The sequence below is a fragment of the Pseudonocardia sp. ICBG1142 genome, from assembly GCF_020496255.1.
Classification (GTDB): Bacteria; Actinomycetota; Actinomycetes; order Mycobacteriales; family Pseudonocardiaceae; genus Pseudonocardia.
This window is the reverse complement of sequence record NZ_JAHLJC010000038.1, coordinates 1-15,611: the sequence shown is the minus strand read 5'-3', so window position 1 is coordinate 15,611 and position 15,611 is coordinate 1. Positions and strand designations below refer to the sequence as shown.

Sequence of the window (15,611 nt, the reverse complement as noted above, 5' to 3'; positions counted from 1 at the left end):
CTGTCGCCCAACCCGACACGCCGGGCTAGATCGTTATTTCACGGGGCCTGAATAAGCCTCACTGAGTACGCACCGCGGTAATTCCAAGCAGCTCTGCCCCCAGAGCGGCTACCGGACCGCCGATGGCCTGAATCTTCTCCCACGCGAAGCTCGCACCCCAGAAAATCTGAACAGCCTCCTTGATTCCCCCCAGCTGCGCGACCAATTTCTTAATCTTCAAGATCTTCGCAGCAGGAACTGGAACCCCACCGACCGCAACGCCAATAGCCCCCACGCAGCCAATAACACTGGCGCGAGACTGGTTTCCAACATCAGGATAATGCGCCCTCAACCAGTCCTGCGTAGCAGAGTCTCCCTGAAGAAGGACTGAATCAGGGACCGAACTGACGCGCTCGAGAAACAGCGTCAACCCCTCCACCTTGTCCTGCTCCTGGTCTGAAACGACCGTCAGAGAATGACGACTAGTCGCCGGAACCGCAGACGCGGGCGAAGTCTCGGCCGCAGCAATCCCCGTAGCCGACCCCATCGCAACAGCCACGACCAACACAGTCTCAATGACACGGGACGCGGATGCGAACTTCTTCGTTCTCATGACCGCATCCGAACACGCCCCCCCCGTTGGTCAAGAAGCATCCTCCGGTGTAATCACGTGAACACACTCAGCCACTACGGACAGATACACCCAAAGAGGCTTATTCAGAGTGATCATGAAGTGCGGTGTTTCTCCAGGTCGGGACCGCAGCGAGGTAGCCCGCCAGGCGGCCCTGAATAAGCCTCAAAGCAACTTAAACCACCCACCCGCGCCACAGTCTGTCGACCTTGACCTTCCTCTTCTCAAAGCATGGAACTACGTACTGACGATCATGGCCGCTCCGCGGCCACCCAGCTGCTGTGTCGGGCTGGCGCCCGACACAGCAGCACTCCACCACCAGTAAACCCGCAGACCCTCTGCTCCAGAACTCCATCAACGCCGATTCACAGTCGCTTCCAGCCACTTCAAAGCCGCGCTCGGCCCCTCCACGACCCGCGTCAACCGCGCGTCCGGCACCTCCGGTGGCCCGAGAGTCCCCAGGCTCCAACCCCCGGAGATGATCTACATGAAGCCGTTAAGGAACGTGTCACCAGGGGCAAGGTAACTCAGGGTGATCTGTTGGTGCCGGATGCCGCGAGATCTGACGTTCCTGCAGGAGCGTTGCGCTCCAGGACGCGGTACACCGTCGGCCGCGACACGGTGAACAGCTCGGTGATCGTGTAGTCGCCGGTGGCGTGCATCCGGACCAGCTCCCGCTGCTGGCGCACCGACAGCTTCGGGGCGCGACCTTTGAGACGTCCTTTGGCGCGGGCGACGGCCATGCCCTCGCGGGTGCGTATCCGCAGCAGGTCCACCTCGAACTCGGCGAACGTGGCCAGGACGTTGAAGAACATCTTGCCCATCGGATCGCCCGGGTCGTACACGCTTGCCCCGAGCGACAGCGCCACTCCGCGGGCGACGAGGTCGTCGCCGATCGCGCGGGCGTCGGGCATCGAGCAGGCGAGCCGGTCGAGCTTGGGCACGACCAGGGTGTCGCCGGCGCGGACCGCGGCCAGGGCCTGGTCGAGCCCGGGGCGGGCGCGGGTGGTGCCGGTCAGCCCGTGGTCGAGGTAGAGCCGATCCGGATCCACGCGGAGCGCGAGCAGCGCCTCGCGCTGGGCGGTGAGGTCCTGCTCGTCGGTGGAGCAGCGCGCGTAACCGACCCGGGTCCCGGACACAGCCCGGGGCTGTAACGGATAGCCGGGGCTCACCGGACAAGTCATCGGACGGGTCTATTGAGACACGATCAGCGCAGCTCGCCGAAGCCGGGCCGTCATGATCGGGAGTGCCCGGTAGGGGTTCCCCGAACGGACACCCGTTTCCTCGGCGGCCCCTACATCGAACGCCTGCGCAACAACCGCAACCTCGCCGGGGCGCTGACCGGGATCACCGCCGCCGTGGTCGGCGTGATCGCCAACCTGGCCGTGTTCTTCGCCGCGTCCACCCTGTTCGCCCGCACCGTCACCATCGACAACGGCCCCCTCGCGCTGCACCTGCCCGACCTGGCATCGCTGCGGCCCGTCCCGCTTGCGATCGCCGCGCTCGGCGCCCTGCTGCTGTTCGCCGCCCGCTGGTCGGTGCTGCGCGTCCTCGGCGTCTGCGCGATCCTCGGTCTCTTTGCCAGACTGGCTGGACTCCCGATCACCTGACGCACCCACCGACCGGCGCACTGTCGTCCGACGGACCTTCCGAGGTGGTGGGACTCGACCGCCGCGACGATCGCGTCGAACCAGCCGTTCTCCGGCTGGACCCGCACCTTCACTGACCCCCGGCTCTGCGCGGCGATCATCGACCGGCTCACTTTCGCCGGGGACATCCTCGAGATCGGCACCCAGCTGGCCGGCGGCCGGTCGACGCTCCGCCAGGTGCGCTGCGTCAGGTGCGCAGGTGCAGCCGGGCGGTCATGTCGAGGTGGACCTGGCCGTAGACCAGCACGTGGGACCAGAACAGCGGGGACAGCCCGCGCCGGTCGGCGTCCCCGGTGAGGGTCCAGGCGGGGTCGTCGAGGACGTCCTGGAGCATCAGGGTGTTCACGTACACCAGCGCCGCCTGCAGGATCCGCAGGCAGGCCACGATCATCTCCTGCTCGTCGCGCCGGTTCGTGGCCAGCCCGCCGCCCTTGCCATAGGCAATCACGGAGTTCGCCCGATTCCAGGACTCGACGACGTTGAGCCCGGAGTTGATCTCCCGCTGAAGTTCCCGGGAACGCAGGTACCGGGCCACGAACAGCGACTTCTGAGCCCGGCCCAGCTCCAGCATCGCCTGGTAGGTGGGGTGCGAGGCGGATCGACGGGTGACGGGTGCGAGTCCGGCGTAGGCGGCCAGGTGTGCGGCGGTGGGGAACGCGCTGCCGTCGCCGACGATGGTGAGGATCTTGATGGCGGTCCTAACTCCGAGTCCGGGCATCGTGGTCAGGACCGGCCCAAGTGGATGGGCCTCCAGGCGGGCCTCGAACTCGGTGGCGAGTTGGTCGCGTTCGGTGTGGACCTCGCGCAGCTGCGCGGCGACTCCGCTGATGACGCGGGCGAAGGCGGCCGTGCCGGCGACCACGTGTCTGGGAGTCGAGGGCGGCCAGGATCTGCGCGGGCAGGCTGCGGGCCAGTCTGGGCGATCGGGACCGCATCGTCTCGGCGATCCCGTCGGCGCCGAGCTCACGCAGCGCCTGCGGGGCGGGCGCGGCCGCGAGCAGGTCGAGCCCGCCGCCGCGGTCGAGCCGGGGGCCGAGCAGGCGTTCCAGGGCGGGGTGGATGTGCAGCAGGGCGTCGCGCAGCCGGTTGGTCAGCCGGGTGGCTTGTCCGGCGAGGTCGTCGTCGTAGCCGGCGAGCACGGTGAGTTCGGCCAGGGTTTCGTCGTCGGTGCCGACCCGGCGCAGGGTGTGCGGCATGCTGCGCGCGGCCTCGGCGATGACGTGAGCATCGCGGGCGTCGGTCTTGCCCTGTCCCGGGTGCAGGTCGACGATCCGGCGCATCACCAGCTCAGGAAGGTGGGCTACGTCGATACCCAGGCTGCGGGCGACCGCGACGGCCGGCGCGCCGATCGAGGCCGGTTGATCGACCACCGTCAGCACCCGACCGTGCTCGGCGAGCGCGGTCGAGCGCGGTGAACACGGTGCGCAGCGCAGTTTCGTCGTTGGGCAGGGCCTTGTCGTGCACCCGCTTGCCCGCAGTGTCGAGCGCGCAGACGTGGTGTTCGGACTTGCCCACGTCCAGCCCGCAGAACACTGCGAACGGCACCGCTTCGATCTCCTCGGACAACCGGCGCTCTTCCGTCGTCGTGGCAGACCAGCCTGGACACCCGCGCTGGCAGCCACGTTACGAGCAGACCACGCGGGTCAGGTCTCTACCAGCGGTCGTTGGCGCCCTCCGACCACGGTGACAACACCCCCAGATCATCGAACGACAGGGGCAACGAGTCATACCGCGACCGGCGGCCTGCAAGCCCACACCGGGCTTGATCAAGAAGATAACGGGGCGCTACTCGGTGCCGCATCAGCTGGTCGACACTCGGGTCTGGGTCCGGTTCCACGGCAACGACCTGGTCATCACCGACCTGGTCATCACCGCGGTCGGTGAGCACGGCCCGGCCGAGGTCGCCCACCACGCCCGCTCGGGGCCGGGGACGACGACGATCCAGGCCGAGCACTATCTGCCACCCACCGCCGCCGCGGACGCAGCCGGTGAACGCGCGCCGCGGGCGGGCAGCGCCACCGAAGCCGAGTTCCTCGCCCTCGGACCGGGCGCCACGTCCTTGGCTGGTCGAAGCGGCTGGCTCGGGGGCGGGGGGGGCGGCGCAAGATGGCCGAGGCTGTCGCGCTGGCCAAGCTGCACCCGCCCGGCGAGGTCGAGTGAGAATCACAGCCTGCAACCCGGCACGACAGCCTGGTCCGGGTTCGGCATCACCGCGGCCCCCGAGCCCGAACTCGGTGCCGGGCAGGCCGGGCTCGACCCGGCAGGAGACCCCTCATGAGCGCGGCGAGCCCCGGGCCGGTGTCGGCGTCGAGCGGGGACCCACTCGCCGAGGCCGTCGAGCTGACCCGCAGGTTGAAGCTGCCCCACATCCGTCGTCATCTCCTCGAGCTCGTCCCGACCGCACGCGCGCAGCGCTGGGACCACGCCGAGCTCGTCCGGGTCCTGCTTGCAGAGGAAATCGCCAGCCGCGACGCCACGGACCTGCGCACCTGCCGGCAGCGGGCCGGGTTCCCCGCCGGGAAGATTCTCAGCGATTGGGACGCCGCCGCGTCCTGTATCCCCCGGTCCACTCAGGAAGCCCTGACCAGCCTGGAATGGGTCGGGCGCCGAGAGAACCTCTGTGTCTGCGGCCCGTCCGGGACCGGGAAGAGCCACTTCTGCGAAGTACGGGGGCAGTCCGCGGTCGAGGCCGGGTTGACCGCGGCCTGGTTCAGGATCGAAGACCTCGGCGCACTCGTGCGCCGCCACCGCGCCGACGACTCGATCACCCGCGCCCTGACCCAGCTGATCCGCACCGACCTGATCATCATCGACGACATCGGCCTGCTCCCGGTCAGCCCGGACGCCGCCGAGGGCTTCTACCGGCTCGTCGACGCCGCCTACGAACGGCGTTCCCTCGCCGTCTCGAGCAACCTGCACCGTCGGGGTTCGACGAGATCGTGCCCAAGACCCTGGCCACCGCCACCGTCGACAGACTCCTGCACCATGCCCACATCGTCGTCACTGACGGTGACAGCTACCGGCTCGCCTAAGCCACCTCCGGTAAGGGAGTCACCGCCTTGAACTGAGCACGCACGACCCAAGGCGGGGCCGCCGCCGGGGAGAACCATCTAGCCACCAGCGGGGAAAACTCCTGGCCGCCAACCGGGAGAGCGAACTGGCCATTGACATCCGACGAGACCTGCTCGTTACCTGGAGGCTTATTCAGGCCCCGTGAAATAACGATCTAGCCCGGCGTGTCGGGTTGGGCGACAGCCCGTCCATCGCGAATATTGGTTTGCCGAATCAATCCGAGATGAACGGGCTGCCGCAGTATGTACTATACCACTGGTTTCCGGCGTGATGAAATTCAGGATCTTGTCGCTATAGTGTATGAGCAGGATCAGCGGGACGCGACGGAGGCACGTTTGTCTTGGCCGCCGGTTCTGGGGTTGTTCTGGTCGGTGGTGATCACGTTGGCGTATCTGCGCGGGAATCGTGTGCAGTGGGAGTTGGCGGAAACCTATGGGGTGTCGCAGTCGACGGTTAGTCGAGCGATCACGGGGGTGACACCGTTGCTGGCACAGGCGCTGCGGAGTGTCGTTCCGACGGCAGAGGAGCTTCGTGCCGATCGGCAGTACATCATCGATGGAACCTTGCTGCCCTGCTGGTCATGGGCCGCGGTGCCGGGTCTGTGGTCGGGCAAGCATCGCACCACCGGCGTCGTCGTCCAGGTCGCAGCCACCCTGGAAGGGCAGCTGTCGTGGATCTCCGACCCGACCCCAGGCTCCCGACACGACCTATATTGCCTCGACCAATCCGGCGCCCTCGACCACCTCGCCACATACCCCCCGATCGGCGATAAAGGATACATCGGGCGCGGCATGCTCACCCCGTTCAAAAAACCACCCGGCCGGGAACTTCTCGACTGGCAAAAAACATTCAACAAGAGCCTCAACCACACACGCGCCACCATCGAACGAGTCATCGCCCATATCAAAACGTGGAAAGTTCTCCACACAGACTACCGGCGGCCCTACGCCACATTTAAAACGACAATCTCGGCAGTCATCGGACTCATCTTCTACACACTTACCTGACGGAGCCTGAATAAGCCTCCTGGCCGACTTTTTTGAGCGGCGAATGTAACTCTGTTGTGAGAGTTAGTAACAGACAGGTAGCCCTAGAGGGGGGCTCAGCCGCGACGCTGACGAGAGGTTGCTGCCTCGCTTCAGCGGGGTCATCGAGATCGCTGGAGGGCTCTGTGGGCGAGCGTTCTGTTCTGGCCAGGTCGTTCGGGGCCCGGTCCAGTACCTCTACTACTGCTGGGGCTCGTGAGCATGCCCGCGCTCAGCATGGCCGGAGCACCCGGTTCATGCGTCATGTCCCGCCTGCCGAGGTGCCGCGGCTTGTAGGTGCACTGGCCGATGACGTTCCTGTTGAGGGGATCACGTTCGCCGAGACGGTCGCAGCGGGCGGCTACACCACAACGGTCCTGGCTCGAGGGACTCGGCTCCGGCTCGGCGACTCTGACGGCGATGCCTGCGCTCATCTACTGCTGCACCGTGCGGATGCCACGTATGAGCGGCTCAACGTTGCTGACACGGTCAAGATCCCGTGGCAGGCTTATCTCACTACCGGTCATCCACTGCTCAGCGGCTTCGGTCGGGTGCTAGCCACCGTCGTCGGCGATACCTCGGGAGCGCACGACGCGCTGGTGGGGACCACGACCCGGGCGGGTAACGAGACACGCTACGGCGCCGGAGCACCTGAGTCCGACAGCCCAGCTGGTCGCGAGCTTCTCAAGCTCGGTGCGCTCAAACACGGTCTGGGGGTGCGGGATTTACCGCCATCGGTGTCCTTCTTCCAGGGTGTACGCGTCGAAGGGGACGGGACTCTGCAGTGGATCGGATCCGCTGGGGCAGGGACCGTAGTGGACCTGCTGCTGCATGTCGACGTGATCGTCTTGATCGCCAATACTGCACACCCACTCGACCCGCGGCCTGCCTTCACCTGTTCGGCGCTGGAGATCCGAGCCTGGCCTGCGCCGAACGAGCTCGCTCGACTCGCGGCGGGGGATCTTATCGGTTCGCTCGGGCCCGAGCACCGCCAGGCCGTGGCCAATACCGACGCCGATCTCCTCGGGAGGAATCTCTTGTGAGCACCACCGTGACCATCACGCCCACCGCACTTATCCCCGGGACGGTGCTGCGTGACGAACTCGTCGCGGCCCGCGCGGCCTGGTCCGCCATCGTCACGGCAGATGACGTGCTGACCATCGTCGACCTCGCTGGGAACCAAGCAGTCGACTGCTTGCTCTACTCCTCGACCGACACCGCCGTGCGGTACTCGGCCCCGGAGACGATCCGGAGCCAGGGTCGAATCGGGCTCACCACCGGATCGGTGCTGCGGGCCGACACCGGGGTCGCGTTGATGACCGTGCTCACCGACGAGGTCGGCGTGCACGACACGCTTGGCGGGGCCTGCTCGAAAGAGTCCAACACACTCCGCTACGGCCAGCATACTCGTGCGCAGCACGGGTGTATGAAGAACTTCCTATTGGAGGGCGCCCGGTATGGGCTGTCAGCGCGAGACCTGTCCAGCAACATCAACTGGTTCATGAATGTTCCGGTCGATCCGGACGGCGCGCTGGGCATCGTCGACGGGGTGTCTGGGCCGGGTAAGCGGGTCGCCCTGCGCGCCGAGATCGACACCTTGAGGCTTATTCAGGGTGATCATGAAGTGCGGTGTTTCTCCAGGTCGGGACCGCAGCGAGGTAGCCCGCCAGGCGGCCCTGAATAAGCCTCGTTGTCGTTGCGCAGTTCCGATTGCCGTATCTCTTGACTCATAGCGCAACCATAGCACTCTCATAGCGCTCCGTCAGGGCTGGACGAGTCCCTTCTTTCAGCTCAGGTCAAATCTAGTGACGTGGTGTGTGAGGGCTGCCGCACGACCCGATCTAGGTGTGATGTCCAGGGAGGTTGTACCGCCCGGGATCGGTGAGTCTGTCTGACAGACGAAGGCCTCCGGTTGTGAAGTGGAGCTGTCTAGGAACCGCTTCATCCATCGGAGGCCTCCGTGTCCCCACGCTAACGCCGTTCTGACCCCGCGCGCCCGGCTGCGGCTCGCTCAACTCGTCGTCGATCACGGCTGGGCCCACACCGCGGCCGCGAAGATGTTCATGGTCTCGCCACGGACAGTGAGCCTTTCCCAACCTGTTTTCCCTGGTGGGAGGGCCCGAAGCCCGTAGCGATGGCCCCTGGCGCCGCCCCAGAAGGTCGCCGCCGCGGCACCCAGCAGCCGATCCCTCCCCAGGAGCAGGTCAACGCCGCACTGAAGCGCTGAACGGCCCCCACACCAGCGGCGAAGACGGGTTCAACGCGATATCGCGCCCCAGCTCCTCCGCTCCGATCCCACCTGACCAGCACAAACAGGTTGGGAAAGGCTCAGTGTCGAAGTGGTCCGACCGCTACCGGGCCGAGGGGCCGGCGGGGATGGTCGACCGCAGCTCACGGCCGCAGTCCTCGCCGAGCAGGACCAGTGCTCGTGTGGCATGGCGGATCGTGCGTCTGCGCTGGCGGCACCGGCTGGGCCCGATCCAGATCGCCGGACACCTGGGCATGGCCGCCTCGACCGTGCACGCGGTCCTGACCCGCTGTCGGATCAACCGGCTCTCCCGCATCGACCGGGTCACCGGGGAGCCGCTGCGCCGCTACGAGCACCCCCATCCCGGCTCGCTGATCCACCTCGACGTCACCAAGTTCGCCAACATCCCCGACGGCGGGGGCTGGCGTTACCTGGGAAGACAGCAAGGCCTCCGCAACCAGGCGGCCACCGCTCGGCGCACCGGGCAACGAGGCAAGTACTACCGCCCGGCCATCGGGACCGCGTTCGTCCACACCGTGATCGACGACCACTCCCGCACCGCCTACGCCGAGATCTGCGCCGATGAGAAAGCGGCGACCGCGATCGGCGTGCTCGAACGCGCGGTCGCCTGGTTCGCCGAACGCGGCGTCACCGTCGAAGCGGGTCCTGTCCGACAACGGGTCGGCCTACAAGTCCTACGCCTGGCGCGACGCCTGCGCCGAGCTCGCCATCACTCACAAGCGAACCGGCCCCTACCGCCCGCAGACCAACGGCAAGATCGAAAGATTCCATCGGGCCCTGGCCGACGGCTGGGCCTACGCCCGACTCTATGAGTCGACCCGCCAACGCAACGACGCCCTACCCGGCTGGATGCACTTCTACAATCACCACCGCGCCCACTCCGCCATCGGCGGCCAGCCACCGGTCACCAGACTGACCAACCTCCCTGGACATCACAGCTAGGCTCCGGCGGTGCCGCACGCCGAGCTCGACGCCGCCCCGGACGCCTCGGCCGCGGTCGACGCTCCGCTGTCGCCGGACGAGGCCGCCTACGTCGCCGCGGCCCGCGCGCACAACACCCGCCGCGGCTACCGCTCGGGTCTGGACCGGCTTCACCGCGTTCTGCACCGACCACGACCTGACGCCGCTGCCCGCTGCGCCGGTGACGGTGTCGGCCTACCTGGTCGCGCTCGCCCAGACCGGGGCGAAGGTCCGCACCATCGCCAAGCACTTGTCCGGGATCCGCGCCGCGCACCGCGCCGCGGACCTGCCCGATCCCGCCGTCACCGCCCGTGTGACCGCCGTTTGGGAAGGCATCCGCCGCAGCCACGGCGCCCCACCCAGTCAGGCCGCCCCCCTCATGCCGCCACTGCTCGACCAGGCCGTCGCCGCCTGCCCGACCACCCGCACCTGGAAGAACCGCCCCGGCGAACCGTCACTGGCCGGCGCCCGCGACCGGGCCCTGCTGCTCCTCGGATTCTGGGGCGCCCTCCGTCGCGCCGAGCTCGCCGCGCTCACCGTCGAACAGCTCGGCCCCGAACACGAACTGCGCAGCGGACGCCGCGGCCGCGTCCTGACCCTGCACCGCTCGAAGACCAACCAGACCGGCGACCAGGCAGAACTCATCGGCCTACCCCGCGCCGAACACCCCGACCACTGCCCGCTCACCGCCCTCGACACCTGGCTCGACCTCGCCGGGATCACCACCGGGCCGATCCTGCGCAAGGTCTCCACCGGCAACCGCGTCCACGACCAACCCCTACACCCCGAGTCGATCAACAACCTCATCCAGGGCGCCACCACCCGCGCCGGACTGCCCGGCGGCCCCTACAGCGCCCACAGCCTCCGAGCAGGGTTCGTCACCTACGCCCACCTCCGCGGCGCCACCGACCGCGCCATCGCCCACCAGACCCGACACTGCTCCATGGACACCATTGAACCGCACTGGGTTCGTTGGAGGCTCGGTCTATTGGATTCCGACCCTGGTGGGGTCGGTCTGTTGTGCAGCGTAGAACGCTGCTTCGTACTCCGCTGGGGTGGTGTCGCCGCAGTGGCTGTGTAGCCGGGCTTCGTTGAACCAGTGCACCCAGGACAGGGTGGCGAGTTCGAGCTCGCCGACGTCGTCCCAGCCGTTCGTGTCGGGGCCGTAGACACATTCGGTCTTGTAGAGGCCGTTGGTCGTCTCGGCCAGAGCGTTGTCATAGGAGTCCGCGACCGTGCCGATCGAGGGCCGGGCGCCGATCTCGGCAAGCCGTTCGGTGAAACGCACCGACGTGAACTGGACGCCCGCGTCCGAGTGCGTCACCAGGCCGATCAGCCGCTGCCCGCCCCGCGCTGCCCGGGCCATCTCCAGCGCGTCGAGGACCATCTCGGTCTTCATGTTCGCCGCTGCCCGCCAGCCGACGATGCGCCGGCTGAACGCGTCAACGATGAAGCACACATAAGTCATGCCTGACCGGGTCGGCACATAGGTCAGGTCAGTCACCCACAGGGCATCCGGACGGTCGAGGGTGAAGTGCCGGTTCACCAGGTCCGGCGCCCGGACCGAGTCAAGGTCAGCCCGGGTGGTGAGTACCTTCTTCCGCGCCCGGGACACGCCCTGGATTCCGAGCTCACGCATGAGCCGGGCGACCTGGTCGCGGCCGATGTCATACCCGGCGCGGCGAGCGGCCTTCCAGAGCTTGTGAGCGCCGTAGACCTTCCGGTTCGCGACCCACAACGCGAGCAGGATCGACAGCATCAGCGCGTCACCGCCCGCGCGGGCCGACGGCGTGCGCTGCCGCTTCTTCGCCGCGTAGTAGCTGCTCGGAGCCACCTGCATGTGCGTGCAGATGAACTCGACTCCGAACTCGTCGCGGTTGTCGTCGACGACCGCGACGATCACTTCAAGGGACGGTCGAGCTCCGCCGCGAAAAAAGCCGAGGCCCGCTTCAACAGGTCATTCGCCCGCCGCAACTCACGGTTCTCCTGCTCAAGCTCACGGATCCGCGTCACCTCGGCCGTGGTCACACCCGGTTCGACACCCTCGTCGATATCGGCCTGCTTGACCCAGGTCCGTAGCGACTCCACCCCGCAACCGATCTGGTCCGCGACTCGCGCGATCGTCCCCCGCGTCGTGCCGAGCTCGGGCCTTGATCCCGGATCTTGGACACGGTGTCGGATTACGCGGCTGTGGCTGTGACGGTAGCCGGGAGTGTCTGTTCGTAGGTGTTCGGGGACAGGTGCCGGCAGTAGGAGTGTCGTCGTCGGGTGTTGTAGCGGGTCAGCCACCTGAAGACCTGCCGTCGGCAGGTGGCCGCGTCGGGCCAGCAGGTGCTGTCCTGGAGGACCTCGCGTTTGACGGTGGCGTTGAACGACTCGGCCAGGGCGTTGTCCGCCGACGATCCGACCGCGTCCATGGAACGGGTCACTCCGAGCCGGTCGCAGAGTTCGGCGTAGGCACTCGAGGTGTAGACCGCTCCGTGGTCGCTGTGGAAGACCGCCCCGCGTAGCGACCCACGGGCCCGTTCCGCGGCGTGGAGTGCGTCGCTGACCAGGTCGGTGCGCATGTGATCAGCGAGGGCCCAGCCGGCGAGTTTGCGGGAGCAGCAGTCGATCACCGTGGCCAGATACAGGTTCGTCCCGCCTGCGAGGGGCAGGTAGGTGATGTCACCGACGTAGACCTGGTTCGGTGCTGGGGCGGTGAAATCCCGCCTGAGCAGGTCGGGCACCGTCTGCCGGGACTGCTCGACGATCGTGGTGTGCACCCGGCGCCGGCTGCGGTAGCCGGCGATCCCGGCCGCACGCATCACCCGCGCGACGCGTTTGTGGTTGACCCTGTCCCCGGCTGCGGCGCCGTCGTTGAGCTCGGTCGTGGCCCGCGGTGCACCGATGGTGTTCTCGGCGTCATGGATCGTCCGGATCCGCGCCACCAACACCGCATCACGGGCGGCCCGACGCGCCCGGGCCGGAGCGGCCGCCAACCAGGCGTAGAACGACGACCTCGAGACGTGCACGAGCTCGCACAACCGCTTCACCTCGAAGGTGTGCCGGTGGTCAGCGACGGACTGGAAGCGGGTCACCAGCGCGTCTCCCCCGCGAAATACTTGGCCGCCCGCTGCAGGATCTCCCGCTCGGCAGTCAGCTTCTTCTCGCTGATCTCGAGTTCACGGACCCGAGCCTCGAGACGGGCGATCTTCTGCCCCGGTGGTTCCTCCCCGTCCAAGCCCGACCCCGGCGTGGTGCGCATGGTCTGTACCGGGCTGGGGCAGCTACTGCCATCAGCTGCGGTCTTGTTCCCCGTGCCGTGGATCGTGAGCCAGTCCCGCAACGTGCCCCGCGCGATACCCAGGTCGTCGGCGATACCACGGACCGTGGCACCCGGGATGGACTCATACAGATCAACAGCCTGCCGACGGAACTCGTCGGTGAAACTCTTCCTGGCCATGATCGCTGGATCATCTCGCTTCCCCAGCAGTGCTGGATTCAGCGTGTCCAAGATCCGGGGTCAAGCCCCATGGGGCCTCACGCTCGTGACCAACGCCGTGGTCACGTGGACGACCGAGTACTACGGCCTGGCCGTCGAGCAGATGCGCGCGGCCGGACGCCGGATCGACGACGAGGTCCTGGCCCACATCTCCCCGGCCCACTCGGAGAACATCAACTTCTTCGGCGCCATCGAGGTCGACATCGAAGGCGAGCTCGCCCAGCTCGGCCCCACCGGATACCGGCCACTACGAGTGCGCGACACCCTGTTCTGAACAGCTTTCCGTCCCTCTCGCCGCGACTCTGCGTCATCGAGCCGGCCTCACTCATCCGGCTGCTGCCACACCACCCCCGCCACACTGCGCTCACCGCGATCACCGCTGGTCAGACCCACTGTCGTTGTTCGTGAACACCACCCATGACCATCGCCATCGAACAAGTCGTGGTCGCTTCCACCGATGCGGCTGAGACACGCGATAATCTTGCGTTATCTGACCTATCCCGCGGACGCGGGCGCAGGTCCATGTCCAGGGAAGGGGCCCGGATGAGCGGGGAGAAGGCCGTCGACGCCCGCCCGGGCGGCGAACTGGGCCCTGTTGCGGGCGCCTCGACCGAGCCCGACCCCCGGCCCGACACTGAGCTCGATACCGCGGTGCTGCCCGGCGGGGTCGCGGCCGCCGCGGCCCGGGCGGCCTCCCTCGCGGCGCTGGCCGCCTGCGCCGACGCCCACGCGGTCGCCGCGCGGGCTCCGCGCACCCGGCTCGCCTACGCGGGGGACTGGGCGCACTTCGCCCGCTGGTGCGCCGCAGCGGGGCTGGAGTCCCTGCCGGCGGCGGTGGACACCGTGCGGCTCTACCTGGCCGACCTCGAGGCCACCCGCACCCCGGGCGGGGAGGCGGTGTTCTCCCCGGCCACGATGGGCCGGCGTCTGGCCGCGATCGCCGCTGTCCACCACGACGCCGGCCACCGGTCCCCGACCCGGGACCCGGCGGTCGGGGCGGTGCTGACCGGCATCAAGCGGGCCCGGGCCCACGCCACACATCAGATGCGCCCGCTCCTGCTGGAGGACCTGCGCACCGTGCTCGCGGACATGGAGTTCGGGACGTGGCCGGCCGGGTTGATCGGCGCCCGCGACGCCGCCGTGCTGCTGATCGGGTTCACCGGAGCGCTGCGCCGCAGCGAGCTCGCCGCCCTCACCGTCGCCGACGTGTCCTTCCACCCGGTCGACGGGCTGCACGTGCGCATCGCCCGGTCCAAGACCGACCAGACCGGGCGTGGCGCCACCGTTGTGCTGCCCTACGGCGCCCGGGCGGGTACCTGCCCGCCGTGCGCGGTGCTGCGCTGGATGGGGCTGCTCGCCGCCGCTCCGAACGGTCGCCCGGCCCTGATGCGCGACGTCCTGGCCACCCCATCCTGGCCCGACCTGGACCACCTGTTCGGCCACCCCGAACCCACCCCTGTCAGCGCTGACGGCGTCGGCGCCTGCTCACCGATCGAGACCGGCGCCGCGGAGCCTCCCAAACGGACAGCCCAGCCGTTCCGAGCTCCCGTGCCCGCGCTGGCCGGTCACACACCGCTGCTGCGGGCGATCCGTCGCGGCGGATCGCTCTCCGACACCCCGATGACCGGCGACGCCCTGCACGCCATGGCACGCCGACGCGCCGAGGCCGCGGGCCTGCCGGGACCGATGGGGTTCCACTCGCTGCGCGCCGGGTTCGTCACCACCGCACGACGCAACGGCGCCGACCACCGCTCCGTACGCCGTCAGACCCGCCACAGCAGCGACGCCATGATCGAGACCTACGACCGCGACCACGCCCCCCTCGTCGGCAACGCCGTGACCCGGCTGGGCTTGTGAACGATGACTCCGGCTCCTGAGGATGGCCTTCGATCAGTTACCGATCGCTCACTTCCGTCGAATCCACCCCCGTTGACCGCCGCAGAACCGCCCTGGGACGCCGCCGGGACCGGCTACCGCCGAGAGTGGGTGCTGTTCTGTGACTACGCCGCCGCGACCGGGCAACCGGCACTACCGACCACAGTGCCCACCCTGACCGGGTTCTTCACCGCACTACCCGCCGCCCAGCCACCCAAGCACGGGGGGTCCGGGTCCGCGCGATCGCGCGCCCACCGCCGAAGCGGACACCTGCTCCCACGCCCAGAGACCGGACCCGCCGCGCCGCCGCTCTCGCAGCCGCGCCGCGTCCGGCAACCGGTCGTACCGACAGCCCTGACCCAGGCCAGATGATCACCGCCTGCCCAACCCGGGGTTGGCCCCACGGGCTCCACGGCCGCGCGACGCCTTCCTGGTCGTCGCCACCGTGGTCTTGAACCTGCCCCAGACACGCGTACGGGACCTCGTTCCCGCCGCAGTCACCGTCGACGTCGACGGGGGCGGGTCGGTGAACAGCCCGTGCCCGCCGACGTCGACCCGCGTCGTTGCCCGACCTGCGCCGTCGTGCGCTGGCTGGACATCCTCGGCGCCCTCGACGGCCTGGGCCGCGGATCGACCCGCATGAAACCTCACCAGCGCCCACGCCCCG

Annotated in this window: 14 protein-coding genes, 5 pseudogenes and 1 other annotated feature; of the genes and pseudogenes, 12 read left to right on the top strand and 7 right to left on the bottom strand. The window is 68.2% G+C overall.

Going from position 1 to position 15,611, the window contains the following annotated elements:
- Positions 1-58: 58 nt before the first annotated feature.
- Complete coding sequence (locus tag KPL59_RS33630) at positions 59-592, bottom strand: hypothetical protein (RefSeq protein ID WP_226363224.1); 534 nt, start codon at positions 590-592, stop codon at positions 59-61.
- Positions 593-1,137: 545 nt separating this feature from the next.
- Positions 1,138-1,749 (bottom strand): recombinase family protein, encoded by a 612-nt coding sequence (locus tag KPL59_RS33625; RefSeq protein WP_226363223.1) that lies wholly within the window; start codon positions 1,747-1,749, stop codon positions 1,138-1,140.
- A 57-nt stretch (positions 1,750-1,806) separates the two neighbouring features.
- Here KPL59_RS33625 and KPL59_RS33620 point away from each other — a divergent pair, with 57 nt between their 5' ends.
- On the top strand, positions 1,807-2,220 hold the full coding sequence (locus KPL59_RS33620; RefSeq protein WP_226363222.1) for a chromate transporter: 414 nt from the start codon (positions 1,807-1,809) through the stop codon (positions 2,218-2,220).
- 60 nt (positions 2,221-2,280) lie between these two features.
- Positions 2,281-2,556, top strand: a pseudogene (locus KPL59_RS36615) (ATP-binding protein); the annotation flags it as partial.
- Here KPL59_RS36615 and KPL59_RS33610 read toward each other — a convergent pair.
- The 3 genes and pseudogenes from KPL59_RS33610 to KPL59_RS38020 form a co-directional block, all read right to left on the bottom strand.
- Positions 2,447-3,121 (bottom strand): Tn3 family transposase, encoded by a 675-nt coding sequence (locus KPL59_RS33610; RefSeq protein WP_226363221.1) that lies wholly within the window; start codon positions 3,119-3,121, stop codon positions 2,447-2,449. The pseudogene KPL59_RS36615 and the gene KPL59_RS33610 overlap by 110 nt on opposite strands.
- A 250-nt stretch (positions 3,122-3,371) precedes the next feature.
- Positions 3,372-3,629 (bottom strand): annotated as a pseudogene (locus KPL59_RS38025) (transposase); the annotation flags it as partial.
- Positions 3,547-3,774, bottom strand: a complete 228-nt coding sequence (locus tag KPL59_RS38020; protein WP_374111707.1) for a transposase — start codon at positions 3,772-3,774, stop codon at positions 3,547-3,549. The gene KPL59_RS38020 and the pseudogene KPL59_RS38025, both read right to left, overlap by 83 nt.
- A gap of 247 nt (positions 3,775-4,021) precedes the next feature.
- Here KPL59_RS38020 and KPL59_RS33600 point away from each other — a divergent pair, with 247 nt between their 5' ends.
- The 8 genes and pseudogenes from KPL59_RS33600 (at position 4,022) to KPL59_RS33570 (ending at position 10,666) form a co-directional block, all read left to right on the top strand.
- Positions 4,022-4,537, top strand: coding sequence for a hypothetical protein (locus KPL59_RS33600; RefSeq protein WP_226363220.1), 516 nt, complete (start codon positions 4,022-4,024; stop codon positions 4,535-4,537).
- Positions 4,534-5,115: pseudogene (locus tag KPL59_RS33595) on the top strand (ATP-binding protein); the annotation flags it as partial. The gene KPL59_RS33600 and the pseudogene KPL59_RS33595, both read left to right, overlap by 4 nt.
- Before the next feature lie 83 nt (positions 5,116-5,198).
- Positions 5,199-5,291, top strand: coding sequence for an ATP-binding protein (locus tag KPL59_RS38015; protein ID WP_374111706.1), 93 nt, complete (start codon positions 5,199-5,201; stop codon positions 5,289-5,291).
- A gap of 282 nt (positions 5,292-5,573) precedes the next feature.
- A complete protein-coding gene (locus KPL59_RS33590; RefSeq protein WP_226359944.1) occupies positions 5,574-6,338 on the top strand; it encodes a transposase in 765 nt (254 codons plus the stop codon).
- 275 nt (positions 6,339-6,613) lie between these two features.
- Positions 6,614-7,399 carry an urea amidolyase associated protein UAAP1 gene (locus KPL59_RS33585; RefSeq protein ID WP_226363219.1) on the top strand — a complete coding sequence of 262 codons (786 nt, stop codon included), beginning with the start codon at positions 6,614-6,616 and terminating at the stop codon, positions 7,397-7,399.
- Positions 7,396-8,040 carry a DUF1989 domain-containing protein gene (locus KPL59_RS33580; RefSeq protein ID WP_226363218.1) on the top strand — a complete coding sequence of 215 codons (645 nt, stop codon included), beginning with the start codon at positions 7,396-7,398 and terminating at the stop codon, positions 8,038-8,040. Before KPL59_RS33585 ends, KPL59_RS33580 begins: the two co-directional genes overlap by 4 nt.
- Before the next feature lie 644 nt (positions 8,041-8,684).
- A pseudogene (locus tag KPL59_RS33575) lies at positions 8,685-9,567 on the top strand (IS481 family transposase); the annotation flags it as partial.
- A 199-nt stretch (positions 9,568-9,766) separates the two neighbouring features.
- Positions 9,767-10,666, top strand: a complete 900-nt coding sequence (locus KPL59_RS33570) for a site-specific integrase (protein WP_226363217.1) — start codon at positions 9,767-9,769, stop codon at positions 10,664-10,666.
- Here KPL59_RS33570 and KPL59_RS33565 read toward each other — a convergent pair.
- Positions 10,571-11,736: pseudogene (locus KPL59_RS33565) on the bottom strand (IS3 family transposase); the annotation flags it as partial. The gene KPL59_RS33570 and the pseudogene KPL59_RS33565 overlap by 96 nt on opposite strands.
- Positions 11,411-11,524 (bottom strand) — a sequence feature (AL1L pseudoknot). (Overlaps the previous pseudogene by 114 nt.)
- Before the next feature lie 29 nt (positions 11,737-11,765).
- A protein-coding gene (locus tag KPL59_RS33560; protein WP_226363196.1) for an IS3 family transposase occupies positions 11,766-13,030 on the bottom strand; the annotation gives its coding sequence in 2 pieces (ribosomal slippage) (positions 11,766-12,679 and positions 12,679-13,030; 1,266 coding nt in all).
- 85 nt (positions 13,031-13,115) lie between these two features.
- Here KPL59_RS33560 and KPL59_RS33555 point away from each other — a divergent pair.
- Together KPL59_RS33555 and KPL59_RS33550 are read left to right on the top strand one after the other, a co-directional pair.
- Positions 13,116-13,343, top strand: coding sequence for a Tn3 family transposase (locus KPL59_RS33555; protein ID WP_308187998.1), 228 nt, complete (start codon positions 13,116-13,118; stop codon positions 13,341-13,343).
- Between the two features lie 269 nt (positions 13,344-13,612).
- Entirely contained in the window at positions 13,613-14,926 is a 1,314-nt protein-coding gene (locus KPL59_RS33550; protein WP_226360826.1) for a hypothetical protein, read from the top strand.
- Positions 14,927-15,611 lie beyond the last annotated feature (685 nt).